Origin of the sequence: uncultured Xylophilus sp. (assembly GCA_913776965.1) — a bacterium.
Classification (GTDB): domain Bacteria; phylum Pseudomonadota; class Gammaproteobacteria; order Burkholderiales; family Burkholderiaceae_C; genus Xylophilus.
Genome location: CAJYQL010000047.1, coordinates 15100 through 29700, shown reverse-complemented (window position 1 = coordinate 29700; position 14601 = coordinate 15100). Strand labels below are relative to the sequence as shown.

Annotated in this window: 12 protein-coding genes and 1 riboswitch; of the genes, 9 read left to right on the top strand and 3 right to left on the bottom strand. The window is 70.4% G+C overall.

Annotation, left to right across the window (positions count from 1 at the left end; all coding sequences use genetic code 11):
* Positions 1-42 precede the first annotated feature (42 nt).
* Positions 43-636, top strand: a complete 594-nt coding sequence (locus QZ500_RS06710) for a cob(I)yrinic acid a,c-diamide adenosyltransferase (protein WP_295852597.1) — start codon at positions 43-45, stop codon at positions 634-636.
* Complete coding sequence (locus QZ500_RS06705) at positions 633-3737, top strand: EAL domain-containing protein (protein WP_295852594.1); 3105 nt, start codon at positions 633-635, stop codon at positions 3735-3737. The genes QZ500_RS06710 and QZ500_RS06705 overlap by 4 nt, the downstream gene beginning before the upstream one ends.
* A gap of 42 nt (positions 3738-3779) precedes the next feature.
* On the opposite strand, the gene QZ500_RS06700 is transcribed toward QZ500_RS06705, so the two are convergent.
* A complete protein-coding gene (locus tag QZ500_RS06700; RefSeq protein WP_295852592.1) occupies positions 3780-4223 on the bottom strand; it encodes a polyhydroxyalkanoate granule-associated phasin in 444 nt (147 codons plus the stop codon).
* Between the two features lie 216 nt (positions 4224-4439).
* Here QZ500_RS06700 and QZ500_RS06695 point away from each other — a divergent pair, with 216 nt between their 5' ends.
* Positions 4440-4940: a group 1 truncated hemoglobin gene (locus QZ500_RS06695; protein WP_295852587.1), complete on the top strand. Its 501-nt coding sequence runs from the start codon at positions 4440-4442 to the stop codon at positions 4938-4940.
* 31 nt (positions 4941-4971) lie between these two features.
* Here QZ500_RS06695 and QZ500_RS06690 read toward each other — a convergent pair whose 3' ends face one another.
* Positions 4972-5916, bottom strand: coding sequence for a CysB family HTH-type transcriptional regulator (locus tag QZ500_RS06690; protein WP_295852583.1), 945 nt, complete (start codon positions 5914-5916; stop codon positions 4972-4974).
* A gap of 290 nt (positions 5917-6206) precedes the next feature.
* Between QZ500_RS06690 and QZ500_RS06685 the strand changes: the two genes are divergently transcribed.
* The 5 genes from QZ500_RS06685 (at position 6207) to QZ500_RS06665 (ending at position 12260) form a co-directional block, all read left to right on the top strand.
* On the top strand, positions 6207-7820 hold the full coding sequence (locus QZ500_RS06685; RefSeq protein ID WP_295852579.1) for an ABC transporter substrate-binding protein: 1614 nt from the start codon (positions 6207-6209) through the stop codon (positions 7818-7820).
* Positions 7821-7838: 18 nt separating this feature from the next.
* Positions 7839-8804 (top strand): ABC transporter permease, encoded by a 966-nt coding sequence (locus QZ500_RS06680; RefSeq protein ID WP_295852577.1) that lies wholly within the window; start codon positions 7839-7841, stop codon positions 8802-8804.
* Positions 8805-8855: 51 nt separating this feature from the next.
* Complete coding sequence (locus QZ500_RS06675; RefSeq protein ID WP_295852574.1) at positions 8856-9812, top strand: ABC transporter permease; 957 nt, start codon at positions 8856-8858, stop codon at positions 9810-9812.
* Positions 9809-11533, top strand: coding sequence for an ABC transporter ATP-binding protein (locus QZ500_RS06670; protein ID WP_295852572.1), 1725 nt, complete (start codon positions 9809-9811; stop codon positions 11531-11533). The genes QZ500_RS06675 and QZ500_RS06670 overlap by 4 nt, the downstream gene beginning before the upstream one ends.
* A 514-nt stretch (positions 11534-12047) precedes the next feature.
* Positions 12048-12260, top strand: coding sequence for a hypothetical protein (locus tag QZ500_RS06665; RefSeq protein WP_295852569.1), 213 nt, complete (start codon positions 12048-12050; stop codon positions 12258-12260).
* 44 nt (positions 12261-12304) lie between these two features.
* On the opposite strand, the gene QZ500_RS06660 is transcribed toward QZ500_RS06665, so the two are convergent.
* Positions 12305-12727, bottom strand: a complete 423-nt coding sequence (locus tag QZ500_RS06660) for a hotdog fold thioesterase (protein WP_295852566.1) — start codon at positions 12725-12727, stop codon at positions 12305-12307.
* 258 nt (positions 12728-12985) lie between these two features.
* Positions 12986-13105: riboswitch (glycine riboswitch) on the top strand.
* A gap of 65 nt (positions 13106-13170) precedes the next feature.
* Here QZ500_RS06660 and QZ500_RS06655 point away from each other — a divergent pair.
* On the top strand, positions 13171-14484 hold the full coding sequence (locus QZ500_RS06655; protein WP_295852563.1) for a D-amino acid dehydrogenase: 1314 nt from the start codon (positions 13171-13173) through the stop codon (positions 14482-14484).
* The last annotated feature ends 117 nt before the right edge of the window (positions 14485-14601 follow it).

Sequence of the window (14601 nt, the reverse complement as noted above, 5' to 3'; positions counted from 1 at the left end):
CTGCCCGGCTTTATCGACTTTTCCGCGAGCGACCGCAGCACCATGGGCCAACGCCTCACCCAGATCGTCACCCGCACCGGCGATGACGGCACCACCGGCCTCGGCGACAACACCCGCGTGCCCAAGGACCACCTGCGCATCCAGGCGCTCGGCGACGTGGACGAGCTCAATTCCCACATCGGCCTGCTGCTCTGCGAAAGCGCGCTGCCGGCGTCGGTCTGCGCGCTGCTGGTCGACATCCAGCACCACCTGTTCGACCTCGGCGGCGAACTGGCGGTGCCCGGCTCCGAACTGCTGCGCCAGACGGCGCTGCTGCAGCTCGACGAGGCCCTCGCCACCCACAACGCCGCGCTGCCGCGATTGGCCGAATTCATCCTGCCGGCGGGCGTGCGCGGCGCGGCACAGGCACACGTCTGCCGCACCGTCGCGCGCCGGGCCGAGCGGGCGGTCGTTGCGCTCGGCACCGCCGAGCCGCTGCGCCCCGCGCTGCGCCAGTACCTCAACCGGTTGTCGGACCTGCTGTTCGTGCTGGCGCGGGTGATCAACCGCGCCGCCGGCGGCGACGACGTGTACTGGAAGAGCAACCGCCTCGCCGACCTGCTCTACACCAGCGACACCCCGCGGTCCGCGCCATGACATCGCCGCTGCCCCCGGCCCGGGCGCAGATCGACCGAGACGAGGACGCGCGGCAGCAGGCGCTCGCGCAGATGGCGGTCCTCGACACGCCGCCGGAGCCGGAATTCGATGCCCTGGTGCAGGCCGCCGCGCGGCTGTGCGATGCGCCGATGGCGACCATCGGCCTGCTCGACCGCGACCGCAGCTGGTTCAAGGCCCAGATCGGCACCGGCGCCCCGGTGGCGGTGCCGCGCGACGACACCTTCTGCAGCCATGTCGTCTTCGAAGGCGGCGGGTATCTCGAAGTCTCCGATGCCCGCCGCGACCCGCGCTTCGTGGACCTGCCGCGGGTCGCCGGGCCGTCGGGGCTGCGCTTCTATGCCGGTGCGCCGCTGCAGCTGGCCGACGGCCTGCGGGTCGGCGCGCTGTGCGTCTACGACTACCGGCCCCGTGCACTCGACGCCGGCCAGCGCGCAGCGCTGCAGCACCTGGCCCAGGCGGCCGCCCGCGCGCTGGAACAGCGCCGCGCGGCGCAGGCTGCCCTGCAGCGGCAGGCCGAGGCCCAGCGGGCGATCGAGGCCGACCGGCACCGGCTGTCCTCGATCCTCGCGGCCACCCGCGCCGGCACCTGGGAGATGAACCTCTGCACCCGCGCACTGCGGGTCGACGACCGCTGGGCGCAGATGCTCGGCCACACCCCGGAAACGCTCGGCCTGCACCGCATCGCCGACCTCGCGGCCTGGGTGCATCCGGCCGACTGGGCACCGGCGCGCCGCGTCTTCCTGCAGCACGTCGCGGCCGACGATGCCGGCTTCGGGATCGAGATGCGGATGCGCCACCGCGACGGCCACTGGGTGTGGGTGGAGAGCCGGGGACAGGTGCAGAGCCGCACGGCAGCCGGCCGGCCCGAACGGGTCTGCGGCGCCGACCTGGATATCAGCGCGCGCAAGCAGCAGGACGAGGCGCTGCGCACCAGCAAGCGGCTGCTCGACCGCATCGGGGCGGCGGCCGGTGTCGGCGGCTGGGAGATGGCGCTCGGCGCCAGGACGGTGTACTGGTCCGACCAGACCTGCCGCCTCCACGGCCTGCCGCCCGGCCATCGGCCCACGGTGGAAGAAGCGATGGGCTACTTCCCGCCGGAAGCGCGGGTGCGCATCCGGCTGGCGGTGCGAGCCTCGCTCGCCGGCGGCGGCGAATGGGACCTGAAGCTGCCGCTGCTGCGCCCGGACCGCCGCGTGCTCTGGGTGCGCCTGACCGGTGCCACCCACTTCGGCAGTGGCGGCCTGCCGACCTGCATCTTCGGCGCCTTCGAGGACGTGACCGCCGACATGGAGCGCGAACTGGCGCTGCGCGACGCACACACTCGGCTCTCGCGCACCAGCGCCGAGTTGGCGCGCCAGCACGAGCTGCTGCGCGTCACGCTGCGCTCGATCAGCGATGCGGTGGTCACTACCGACGCGCAGGCCGCCGTGACCTGGCTCAATCCGATGGCCGAGCGGCTGCTCGGCTGCACCCTCGGCGACGCGCAGGGCCGGCCGCTCGTGCAGCTGTGCCAGCTGGTGTCCGCCCAGGACCAGACGCCGCTGCCCGACCCGGTCGTGCAGTGCCTGCAGGCGCAGGACGTGGTGGCGTTGGCCGACGCACTGCTGCGTGTGCCGTCCAGCCTGCACGAGATGGGCATCGAAGCCTCGGTGGCGCCGATCCGCAGCGAGGCCGAAGCGGTCCTCGGCACGGTGCTGGTGTTCCGCGACGTGACCGAGCAGCGCCGCATCGCCGGCGAGGTGAGCTACCGCGCCACCCACGACATGCTGACCGGCCTGGTCAATCGCGCCGAATTCGAAAGCCGGCTCGACACCCTCCTGCGCCGCGCCCAGGCCGACGGCAGCCACAACGCGCTGCTCTACATCGACCTCGACCAGTTCAAGATCGTCAACGACGCCTGCGGCCATGCGGCCGGCGACACGCTGCTGCGGTTGGTCGGCCGGCTGCTCAACGGCGTGGTGCGCGGCCGCGACACCGTCGCCCGGCTCGGCGGCGACGAATTCGCGATCCTGCTCGAGCACTGCGCCCCCGGGCAGGCCGAAGGCGTCGCGCAGAAGATCTGCGAACGCATGGAGGCCTTCCGCTTCCAGCACGAAGGCCGCCGCTTCCGCATCGGCGCCAGCATCGGGCTGGTGCCGGTCGATGCGCGCTGGCCGGGGCTGGCGGCGGTGATGCAGGCGGCTGACAGCAGCTGCTACGCCGCCAAGGAGGCCGGCCGCAGCCGGGTGCACGCCTGGTTCGATTCCGACGCCGCGATCCAGGCCCGCCACGGCGAGATGCAGTGGGCCGCCCGGATCGAGCAGGCCTTCGACGACGACGGTTTCGTGCTCTACGGCCAGCGCATCGTCGCTCCGCAGGCCCCGGCCACCCGCGGCCTGCATGCCGAGATCCTGCTGCGCATGAAGAGCGAGGACGACACGGTCGTCGGCCCCGGCGCCTTCCTGCCGGCCGCCGAGCGTTTCCACCTGTGCTCGCGCATCGATCGCTGGGTGCTGCGGGCGGTGCTGGACCGGCTCGCCGGCTGCTCGGTCGATGCGATCGAGACGCTGTGCGTCAACCTGTCGGGCCAGTCGGTCGGCGACCCGGCCTTCCGCCGTTACGCGATCGAGATGCTGCAGCAGGCCGGCCCCGCGGTCTGCGCGCGGCTATGCCTGGAGATCACCGAAACCGCGGCGATCACCAACCTGCTCGACGCCGCCGCCTTCGTGCGGCAGGTGCGCGAACTGCAGGTGCACACCGCGCTCGACGATTTCGGCGCCGGTGCCTCGTCCTTCGGCTACCTGAAGAACCTGGGCGTGGACGTGCTGAAGATCGACGGGCAGTTCATCACCAACGTGGTCGAGGACGCGCTCGACGAGGCGGCGGTGCGCTGCTTCGTGGATGTGGCGCGGGTGGTGCGCGTCAAGACCGTCGCCGAGTTCGTGGACCGGCCGGCCGTGTTCGACCGGGTGGTGGAGCTCGGCGTGGACTATCTGCAGGGCTTCCACCTGCACCGGCCCGAGCCGCTCGATGCCCTGCTAGTGCAGGCGGGCTGCCGCCGGCTCGCAGCGGCAGAGGCGACGGCCGAGCTGGAAGGTTGACGCGCCGGCCCGGCGACGGTGTGCCGAAGGGCCGCGAGCCGGTCAGAACAGCGAGGTGGTGCGCAGGCGGCGCGAATTCGCCACCGCGCGGCGGTGCACCGGCTGCATGCCCGCCGCGGCGATCTGCAGCGCCGCGCTCTGCATCTGGCCGAGCGTCGCCGCCATCGACGGCGTGGTGCCCATCAGCGCCTTGGCCCAGGTGCCGGCCAGCGCCACGCCCATGGCCTGCTGTGCCTTGAACATCTCCATGCCCATCGCGGCCCAGGATTCGCCGAAGGCGGCGACCTTCTCGGCGCTCATCAGGTCGAATTCCTTGCGGTCGCGGGCGCTGGGATGGTTGCCCGCCAGCGCCATGCGCGTCAGCCGGTGCGCCATCACCTGCGGCACGGCCATGGCCATCTCGGCCGACTGGGCCATCAGGCGTTGCGAAGCACCGCCGCGGCGGCGCGACGAGGACGACGAAGAAGAGGACGATTTGGCGGTCATGTGATCTGCTCCCTGCGGTGCCGTCTCGGTGGGGGCGGAAATGCCAGTGCGACACCAGTACCCGAATGCTGCGGTGCAGCACCGCGAGGTGTCCGTAGGCCGAGGGCCTGACCGGCGGCGCGAAATGGCCGGCAGACACCGGGGGGGACCGTGGCGGCATCGACACGCCGGCCCCGCCCGGACCACAATGGCCGCACTCCCGGTCCCGCCGTACCCATGCCTGTCCTGCTTCGCGCCCTCCCTGCGGCATTCGCCGCCCTGCTGTTCTGCCTCTGCACCGCCGACGTGCGCGCGCAGACACCCGTCCCGCTGCGGACCACCGATCCTTCGGTCTACCGGGCCCTGGGTGAGGAACCGGGCATCGTCCTGCTGGTGGACGACTTCGTCGCCCGCAATCTGGCCGACCCGCGCACCCGCGAGCCGTTCCGGGGCATCAACCTGCGCAACCTGAAGAAGCACATCGCCGAGCAGTTCTGCCACGTCTCGGGCGGCCCGTGCGTCTACACCGGCGACACCATGCGCGCGGCGCACCAGGGCTACGACATCACCCGGGCGCAGTTCAACGCGGTGGTGGAAAACCTGCAAGCCGCGATGGATGCGCGCGACGTGCCGTTCGCCGTGCAGCGCCGCTTCCTCGCGGTGCTGGCGCCGATGTACCGCGACATCGTCGTGCCGCCGGGCAGCGCGCCGGCCGCGCCGCGACCCGCGGCGCCCTGAGGCCCACCGCCCGTCGCCGGCCACCGCCGGCTCAAATGTCGTACTGCGCCCCCGGCGTCTCGTCGTTCAGCGCCCGCTCCACCACGCTGCGCGCCAGCGTCGGCGAGAAGCTCTCGATGAAGGCGTACACGTAGCCGCGCAGGTAGGCGCCGCGGCGTACCGCCAGCTTGGTCAGGTTGATGCCGAACAGCGCGCCTGCGTCGATGGCGCGCAGCCCGGTGTCGCGCTCGTGCTCGTAGGCGATCGAAGCGACGATGCCCACGCCGAGGCCCAGGCCCACATAGGTCTTGATCACGTCGGCGTCCATCGCCGACAGCACGATGTCGGCCTGCAGCCCGTGCTGGGCGAAGGCCTGGTCGATGTGGGTGCGGCCGGTGAAGCCGGTGTCGTAGGTGATGAGCGGGTACTGCGCCAGCCGCGCCAGCGTCAGCGGCTGGTCGAGCAGCGCATGGCCCGGCGGCACGATGACCGCGTGGGTCCAGCGGTAGGTCGGCAGCGCCAGCAGCGCGTCGTAGTCGTCCAGCGCCTCGGTGGCGATGCCCACGTCGGCCTCGCCGGTGATCAGCATCTCGGCCACCTGGCGCGGCGAGCCCTGGTGCAGGTGCAGCCGCACGTTCGGGAATTTCTGGCGGAATTCCTGCACTGCCTGCGGCAGCGCGTAGCGGGCCTGCGAGTGGGTGGCGGCGATCGACAGCTGGCCGCTCTTCTGCGCCACGAACTCCTGGCCCGCCCGGCGCAGGTTCTGGCTGTCCTGCAGGATGCGCTCGATGATCGGCAGCACGTGGCTGCCCGGCTCGGTCATGCCGGTCAGCCGCTTGCCGGCGCGCACGAACAGCTCGATGCCCAGCTCGTCCTCCAGTTCGCGGATCTGCCGGCTCACGCCGGGCTGGGAGGTGTGCAGCACCTGGGCCACGTCGGTCAGGTTGAAGCCGCAGCGCACGGTCTCCCGCACGGAACGCAGTTGCTGGAAATTCATGGGAGGCGGGCGGGCGGGCGGTCAGGGAAGGGCGGGACAGCTGCGGAAAAAACAAATATCGATTCTCGGAGCCGGTGCATATTCTTCAAAAGACCGATTCAGCGAATCTTTATGAGAAAAACGACGTAAGCCCCGGGCATGCTCCGTGCTGCACCATCCGCACCCCGGCCGGTCCGCCGTGCGGATGTCGCATACGGTGACGCGTGTCGCCCTGCGGCTTCGCACAATGGCGCCGGCCGCGGCCACCGCATTCCTTTCCCTTTTCCCGAAGCCCGACCAGGAGCTGTTCCATGCACCCGAAGACGACAACGATCCCGATGCGCGCGCTGCTCGCCGCCGCCCTGGCCACCGCCGGCCTGCTGCAGGCCGCCCCGGCCCTGGCCGAAACCGTGCGCTGGGCGCGCTCCAGCGACGCCGCCACGCTCGATCCGCATTCGGTCAACACCGGCACCAACATCAACATCTCGCACCAGATCTACGAGCCGCTGGTGCTGCGCGACATCAAGGGCAAGCTGATCCCGGCGCTGGCCACCTCGTGGAAGCTCACGTCCGACCCGACCGTCTGGGAATTCAAGCTGCGTCCCGGCGTCAAGTTCCACGACGGCAGCACGCTGCTGGCCGACGACGTGGTGTTCTCGCTCGACCGCGCCCGCGCGCCGTCGTCGGGCATGAAGGCGCTGCTCGCCTCGGTGGCCGAGGTGAAGAAGGTCGACGCGCTCACGGTCCATGTGAAGACCAAGGGCCCGAACCTGATCTTCCCGGACAACTTGGTCAACATCTTCATCGTCAACGCCGCCTGGTCGAAGGCCAACAAGGCCGAGGTGCCGCAGGACGAGAAGAGCAAGGAAGAGAACCACTTCACCCGCCACGAGAACGGCACCGGCCCGTTCACGCTCGCCTCGCGCGAGCAGGACAGCCGCACCGTCTTCAAGCAGTTTCCGAACTACTGGGGCAAGGGCGAGGCGGCGATGCAGATCACCGAGCTGGTGCTGGTGCCGATCAAGTCGCCGGCCACCCGCGTCGCGGCGCTGCTGTCGGGCGAGATCGACATCCTGCAGGACGTGCCCGCGCAGGACGTGGCACGCCTGAAGGCGGACTCCAAGCTGCGGGTGAACGAAGGCCCCGAGAACCGGACCATCTTCCTCGGCATGAACGTCGGCAAGGACCCGCTGAAGTATTCCGACGTAAAGGACAAGAACCCGCTGTCCGACCCACGCGTGCGCGAGGCGCTCAACCTCGCGATCGACCGCGACGCGCTGCAGAAGGCGGTGATGCGCGGCCTGTCGGTGCCCACCGGCATCATCGCGCCGCCCTTCGTGCACGGCTACGAGAAGGCGTTCGACACCTACCCCAAGGCCAATGCCGCCCAGGCCAAGAAACTGCTGGCCGACGCCGGCTACCCCAACGGCTTCGGCATCACGCTGCACTGCCCGAACGACCGCTACGTGAACGACGAGGCGATCTGCACCGCGCTCTCCAGCTTCTTCGCCCGCGCGGGCGTGAAGGCGACCGTCAACGCACGGCCGATCGCGATCCACAGCGCTGCGATCAACGCCGCCGACACCGACTTCTACCTGTTCGGCTGGGGCGTGCCGACCTTCGACTCCGCCTACGTGTTCGACTACCTGGTCCACACCCGCGGCAAGGACGGCCGCGGCCCGACCAATGCCACCCGCTACAGCAACCCGGAACTCGACGCGAAGATCGTCTCGCTCTCGTCGGAAGCCGACAAGGCCAAGCGCGACCGGACGATCCACGACATCTGGACCACGGTGCAGAAGGAGCGTATCTACCTGCCGCTGCACCACCAGGTGCTTGACTACGCGATGGTCCGCAAGCTCGACATCCCGGTGGACCCGATGAACTACATCTTCTTCAAGAACGCCAAGGTCTCGGGCAAGTAAGCGCGCAGGAACGCGGCGATGCTCGCCCACCTGCTGCGGCGGCTCGGCCAGTCGGCACTCGTGCTGCTGGCCGTGTCGCTCGTCTCCTTCCTGGTGTTCCGCCACATCGGCGACCCGACGATCAGCCTGCTCGGCGACGACGCGAGCGTCGAGGAACGGGCGGCGGTCACCCGCTCGCTCGGCTTCGACCAGCCGGTGCCGGTGCAGTACCTGCGCTACCTCGGCCATGCGCTGCAGGGCGACCTGGGCATCAGCTACCGGCTGAAGCGCCCGGTGGTCGAGGTGATCGCCGAGCGGCTGCCCGCCACGCTGGAACTGGCCCTGGTGGCCGCGGTGCTGGCGGTGGTCGGCGGCGTGGCGCTCGGTGTGTACACCGCGATCCGCCGCGAGGGGCTGGCGAGCCGCGTGGTGATGGGCGTCTCGCTCGTCGGCGTGTCGCTTCCGACCTTCCTGGTCGGCATCGGGCTGATCTACCTGTTCGCGGTGGAGCTGCGCTGGCTGCCGTCCTTCGGGCGTGGCGAAACCGTCGCGCTCGGCGGCTGGACCACCGGCTTCCTGACCGCGTCGGGCTGGGCCTCGCTGCTGCTGCCGGCCTTTACGCTCGGCTTCTACAAGCTCACGCTGATCATGCGGCTGGTGCGCGCCGAGATGCTGGAGGTGCTGCGCGCCGACTACATCCGCTTCGCCCGCGCCCGCGGCCTGCCGGAGCGGCGCATCCACTACGGCCATGCGCTGCGCAACACGCTGATCCCGGTGGTCACCATCACCGGCCTGCAGATTGGCTCGCTGATCGCTTTCGCCATCGTGACCGAGACGGTGTTCCAGTGGCCGGGCGTCGGCCTGCTGTTCATCACCTCGATCCAGGCGGTGGACGTGCCGGTGATCGCCGCCTACCTGCTGATGATCGCGGTGCTGTATGTCGGCATCAACCTGCTGGTGGACGTGGTCTACCTGCTGGTGGACCCGCGTTTGCGCAGGAAATAAGGCCCTGGCGCCCGTCCCGCCTGCGCAAGCAGCTATCGAAAACGTAGCGATATGACCGTGCCGAATCCTTCCGCTTCCCCACCCCTCGCGCCTTCTGGCCGCGTGCGCTGGCGCAACGCCGACGCGCCGGTGCTGCGCGCCTTCGCCCGCTCGCGCACCGTGCAGGTCGCGTCGGTGGTGCTGGCGCTGCTGCTGCTGGCCGCGCTGCTGTCGCCGCTGCTCGCGCGGCAGAACCCGTTCGATCCGGCGCAGCTCGACCTGCTCGATGCCTTCACCCACCCGTGGCAGACGGCCGGCTCCGGTGTGTTCTACCCGCTCGGCTCCGACGACCAGGGCCGCGACGTGTGGTCGGCCATCCTCTACGGGCTGCGGGTGTCGCTGCTGGTGGGCGTGGCGTCGGTGGCGCTGTCGCTTGTCATCGGCGTGCCGCTCGGGCTGCTGGCGGGCTACGTGGGCGGCTGGTTCGACACGCTGGTGATGCGCATCGCCGACGTGCAGCTCACCTTTCCGGTGCTGCTGGTGGCGCTGCTGATCTTCGGCATCGCGCGCGGCGTGCTGCCGGCGGGCTACCGCGACGACATGGCGCTGTACGTGATCGTCTTCGCCATCGGCCTCTCGGACTGGGTGCAGTACGCCCGCACCGTGCGCGGCGCCGTCATGGTCGAGAAGCACAAGGACTATGTGCTGGCCGCGCAGGTGATCGGCCGCTCCCGCGCCGGCATCCTGGTGCGCCACATCCTGCCCAACCTGCTCGCGCCGGTGCTGGTGATCGCGACGATCAGCTTCGCACTCGCCATCGTGGCGGAATCGACGCTGTCGTACCTCGGCGTCGGCCTGCCGCCGACGCAGCCCTCGCTCGGCACGCTGATCCGCATCGGCCAGGGCTTCCTGTTCTCGGGCGAGTGGTGGATCCTGCTGTTCCCCGCGCTGGTGCTGCTGGCGCTGGCGCTCTCGGTCAACCTGGTCGGCGACTGGCTGCGCGACGCTCTGAATCCCAAGCTCCAATGAACGTGCCGCACGACGATTCCCCTCCGACCCTGCGCGTGCGCGACCTCGGCGTCGCGTTCGACACGTATCGCGGCACGGTGCAGGTGCTCGACGGCGTGAGCTTCGACATCGCGCCCGGCGAGATCCTGGGCGTCGTGGGCGAATCGGGCGCCGGCAAGTCGATGACCGGCAACGCCGTCATGGGGCTGATCGACCCGCCCGGCCGCATCAGCGCCGGCACGGTGGAACTGCGCGGCGAGCGCATCGACACCCTGCGCGGCGACGACCTGCGCCGCATCCGCGGCCGGCGCATCGGCATGGTGTTCCAGGACCCGCTGACCAGCCTGAACCCGGTGCTCACCATCGGCCGGCACCTGGTCGAGACGATCCGCTTCCATCTGCCGATGACCGAGGCGCAGGCCCGCGCCCGCGCGCTCGAACTGCTGGCCGACGTGGAGATTCCCGACCCCGCAACCCGTCTGGGTCAGTACCCGCACCAGTTCTCCGGCGGCATGCGCCAGCGGGTGGCGATCGCCCTCGCGCTCTGCGCCGAGCCCGAGTTGCTGATCGCCGACGAGCCGACCACCGCGCTCGACGTGTCGGTGCAGGCGCAGGTGATCCGCGTGTTCCGCCGCGTCTGCCGCGAGCGCGGCACCGCCGCCATGCTGATTACCCACGACATGGGCGTGATCGCCGAGGCCGCCGACCGGGTGATGGTGATGTACCGCGGCCGGGTGCTGGAGACCGGCCCGGTGCGCGCGGTGCTCGACCATCCGCAAGAGCCCTACACCCGCGCGCTGATGGCCGCGATCCCGTCGGTGCACCAGCGGCTGCACCGCCTGCCGGTGCCGGAGATCGGCGCCGACATCGCCGCGCCCGCCGCATTGCCGCCGGCGCAGGCCGAGGCCCCGACCGCGCCCGCCGACACGGCCCCGCCGCTGCTGCGCGTCGAGCACCTGTCGCGCGATTTCGACCTGTCGGCCGGCTGGCTGGTCCGCACCCTGACGCGCCAGCCGAAGAAGGTGCTGCACGCGGTGCAGGACGTGAGTTTCGACATCCCGCGCGGCAGCACCTTCGGCCTGGTAGGCGAATCGGGCTCGGGCAAATCGACCGTCGCCCGCATGATCGCCGGCCTGACGAAACCGACCGCCGGCCGCATCCTGTTCGACGGCGTGGACCGCTGGGCCGACCCGCAGGCCGCCGCCACCCTGCGCCGCCGGTTCCAGATGATTTTTCAAGACCCGTACGCCAGCCTGAACCCGCGCTGGCGGGTCGATGCGCTGATCGCCGAGCCGCTGGAGGTGCTGGGCCTGACCGCGAGCCGTGCCGAGACCGCGGAGCGCGTGGCCGAGGCGCTGCGCCGCGTCCGCATGTCCCCCGACGACGGCCGCCGCTACCCGCACCAGTTCTCCGGCGGCCAACGCCAGCGCATCGCCATCGCGCGGGCGCTGGCGAGCAAGCCCGAGTTCATCGTCTGCGACGAGCCGACGTCGTCCCTCGACGTGTCGGTGCAGGCCCAGGTGCTGAACCTGATGCGCGATCTGCAGGACGAGTTCGGGCTGACCTATCTGTTGATCAGCCACAACCTGGCGGTGATCCGGCACATGTGCGACGGCGTGGGCGTGATGCAGCGCGGCGTGCTGGTGGAGCAGGGGGAGGCTGAGGCGATCTTCGCGGCGCCTCGGCATGCGTATACGCAGGGGTTGATGGCGGCGGTGCCGGATGTGGGGCGGCACGCCTGACGTTTCCCGTTGCCCGGCTGATGGCCGGAAACGCTCGGCTACGACGTTTCCGGTGGCAGTACCCCGATGAGGCGGCGCTTCAGCGCGTAGATGAAGAATGTGGGTCTCGATCAGATAGCGAAGCTCCAGAGCGGCTTCCGCCCCGGCTGATCTGATCTGCGCGCTCGGTCAGGAAATCGTCGCTGACCGCCGGGCCGTCGCGGAAGAAGCTGTCCCACGTCTGGGCTACAGGCTTATGGTGGATTCGTCGCTTAGGGTACGCACTTCCACCCTAGGCACGCCCTCCGGCAAGCGGACGTCCACCAAAAGGCGGACCGCTTGGTTACGGGTGTGGATGAAGACGGTTCCGCTGGACATGGGTTCTCTGTAAAAACGTAGATGGCAATTTTGTATAGCGCCTGTCTTCGAGGAGTGACAGGTAGCCGATCCCTCGCTACCTGGAGCGCCGGGCTCCTACAGGGCGTGCGCGGCGCGCCGCATAGGCTACGCCACTGACGCATTCCAGGAGCTATCCATGACCGACCCCCGCCTGCTCGACGCCGCCGTCCACGATCCCGTCGCACCCGCCACGGCCGACCACACCGCCACGCCCGAAGCCACGGAGCAGATGCTCGAACAGGCCCGCCTGGAAGCGCAGGAACGCATCGCTGAAGTCCATGTCGAGGAAGGCACCGTCCGCTCCGAAGGCGGCGCGCAGAACTCGCCGCACCCGGACGACCACGACTGAGTCGTTCAGTTCGGCGCGGCACCATGCCGCTGTGCGCCCGCCCTTCAGCGCGGCGCCAGGATCGCCATCGTGATCCGCGACACGCACACCAGTTCGCCCGCCTCGTCGGCGATCTCGATCTGCCAGACCTGCGTGGTGCGGCCGATGTGCACCGGCCGCGCGGTGCCGGTCACCCAGCCGGCGGTCGCGGCGCGCAGGTGGTTGGCGTTGATGTCGAGCCCCACCGCGCGCGACCCCGGCGTGCAGCTGTAGGCCGCGCCGCAGGAGCCGAGCGTCTCGGCCAGCACGACCGACACGCCGCCGTGCAGCAGGCCGTAGGGCTGGCGGGTGCGGGCATCGACCGGCAGGCGGGCGCGCAGGAAGTCGTCGCCGACCTCGGTGAACTCGATGCCGAGCGTGGAGATGGCGGTGTCCGCGCCCAGGCGGTTGAGGATCTCGACGGAGACGGGCGTTTTCCAGATCGGCATGGTGGCGGGACAGGGTGAAGAGTTTTGAGAAGGAAATCGGCCTTCTGCGCAGGTGGTGCGTGCGCTGGCTGCTATCGAAAACAGAGCGACTGATGGCGCCACCGGTTGCGCAGGAAAGACCCGATTCACTGTAGCGCCGCACGGCTTGTCCGCCCGTCGCGAAGCTGATACCGTGGCCGCTTCCAGGAGAAGTGCGGCGCCCCGGCGTCGTCTACCGAAGGCGTAACCCCGAAACGCTCAGGTCCCCGGACTGGAATCCGTCAGAACACTGGAGAGTGCCGCAGCCCGCATCGCCGGGCAGGTGGCCGCCGAAGGTGCAAGCCGCTGCCCATCCCGGGCGACGGCGAATCTCTCAGGCACAAGGACAGTGGGGCCCCGCGACCGCGAGCGAAACAGCGCGGTGGCGCGGCCCTTGCATCTTTGATTGCACTGGAGAGAACACCATGAACGTCATCGTCCTGGGCGCCGGCATCCTCGGCACCGCCACCGCCTGGTACCTGCGCCAGGCCGGCCACGAGGTCACCGTGCTGGAGCGCAATGCCGGCGCCGCGCGCGAGACCAGTTTTGGCAACGGCGGGCAGATCTCGGTGAGCCACGCCGAGCCTTGGGCCAACCCGTCGGCGCCGCTCAAGCTCCTGAAATGGCTCGGCCGCGAGGATGCGCCGCTGCTCTTTCGGCTGCGTGCCGATCCCGACCAGTGGCGCTGGGGCCTGAAGTTTTTGCTCGAATGCCCGGCCGCGCGCAGCACCCGCAACATGGTGCAGCTGCTGAACCTCGGCACCTACAGCCGCGCCAGCCTGCAGCAGCTGCGCCGCGACACCGGCATCGCCTACGACCACCTGGAAAAGGGCATCCTGCACTACTACACCAGCGCGCAGGAATTCGATGCGGCGCTGGAACCGGCGCGGGTGATGCGCGAACTCGGCTGCGAGCGCGAGGTGATCGACCCCGACCGGGTGGTGGCGCTGGAGCCGGCGATGGCGCACATCCGCCCGCGGCTGGCGGGCGCCACCTACACCAGCGCCGACGAATCAGGCGACGTGCACCAATTCACCACCGGCCTGGCCGCGAAGGCGGCGGAGCAGGGCGTGCGCTTCCGCTACGGCGTGCGCATCCAGGCGCTGCGCACCGAAGGCGCCGGCACCTCGCGTCGCATGACCGGCGTGGAGATCGCGAGCGAGACCGGCATGTACGAACTCGTCACCGCCGATGCGTATGTGCTCGCCGCCGGCAGCTTCAGCCCGCTGCTGGCCAAGGCGGCGGGCGTGCAACTCGACATCTACCCGGCCAAGGGCTACTCGGCCACGCTGCCGGTGCTCGATGCGGCCAAGGCGCCGAGCGTGAGCCTGACCGACGACGAATACAAGCTGGTGTTCTCGCGCTTTGGCGACCGGCTGCGCATCGCCGGCACCGCCGAGCTGAACGGCTACGACCTGGCGCTGAACCCGGTGCGCTGCGAGGCGATCGTGCGCCGCACGCTGGAGGTCTTCCCGGGCGTGAGCCGCCCCGAACTGGCACAGTACTGGGCCGGCCTGCGCCCCGCCACGCCGGGCAACGTGCCCTACATCGGCCGCAGCCCCGTCGCGGGCCTGTGGCTCAACACCGGCCACGGCACGCTCGGCTGGACCCACGGCTGCGGTTCCGGCCGCGCGCTGGCCGAGCTGGTGTCGGGGCGGCGGCCGGAGGTGGATTTCGCGTTCTGCGGCGTGCCGGCGGCAGGTGCGCGGCCGGCCGCGGTGAGCCCCGCGCGGGCCTGATCGAGCCTCGGCGCGCAGGGCGCCGTCGCACCGCCGGCGGCGCGGTGCCGCGCAGGCACGAGAATGGCGGGCTTCTTTCCTCCGACCCGTGCCGTTCCCGCTTCGCCGCGGTCCGCG

Coding starts and splice junctions, on each gene's coding strand:
- QZ500_RS06710 (WP_295852597.1), top strand. CDS start 43: ATGGGCCAACGCCTCACCCAGATCGTCACCCGCACCGGCGATGACGGC.
- QZ500_RS06705 (WP_295852594.1), top strand. CDS start 633: ATGACATCGCCGCTGCCCCCGGCCCGGGCGCAGATCGACCGAGACGAG.
- QZ500_RS06700 (WP_295852592.1), bottom strand. CDS start 4,223: ATGACCGCCAAATCGTCCTCTTCTTCGTCGTCCTCGTCGCGCCGCCGC.
- QZ500_RS06695 (WP_295852587.1), top strand. CDS start 4,440: ATGCCTGTCCTGCTTCGCGCCCTCCCTGCGGCATTCGCCGCCCTGCTG.
- QZ500_RS06690 (WP_295852583.1), bottom strand. CDS start 5,916: ATGAATTTCCAGCAACTGCGTTCCGTGCGGGAGACCGTGCGCTGCGGC.
- QZ500_RS06685 (WP_295852579.1), top strand. CDS start 6,207: ATGCACCCGAAGACGACAACGATCCCGATGCGCGCGCTGCTCGCCGCC.
- QZ500_RS06680 (WP_295852577.1), top strand. CDS start 7,839: ATGCTCGCCCACCTGCTGCGGCGGCTCGGCCAGTCGGCACTCGTGCTG.
- QZ500_RS06675 (WP_295852574.1), top strand. CDS start 8,856: ATGACCGTGCCGAATCCTTCCGCTTCCCCACCCCTCGCGCCTTCTGGC.
- QZ500_RS06670 (WP_295852572.1), top strand. CDS start 9,809: ATGAACGTGCCGCACGACGATTCCCCTCCGACCCTGCGCGTGCGCGAC.
- QZ500_RS06665 (WP_295852569.1), top strand. CDS start 12,048: ATGACCGACCCCCGCCTGCTCGACGCCGCCGTCCACGATCCCGTCGCA.
- QZ500_RS06660 (WP_295852566.1), bottom strand. CDS start 12,727: ATGCCGATCTGGAAAACGCCCGTCTCCGTCGAGATCCTCAACCGCCTG.
- QZ500_RS06655 (WP_295852563.1), top strand. CDS start 13,171: ATGAACGTCATCGTCCTGGGCGCCGGCATCCTCGGCACCGCCACCGCC.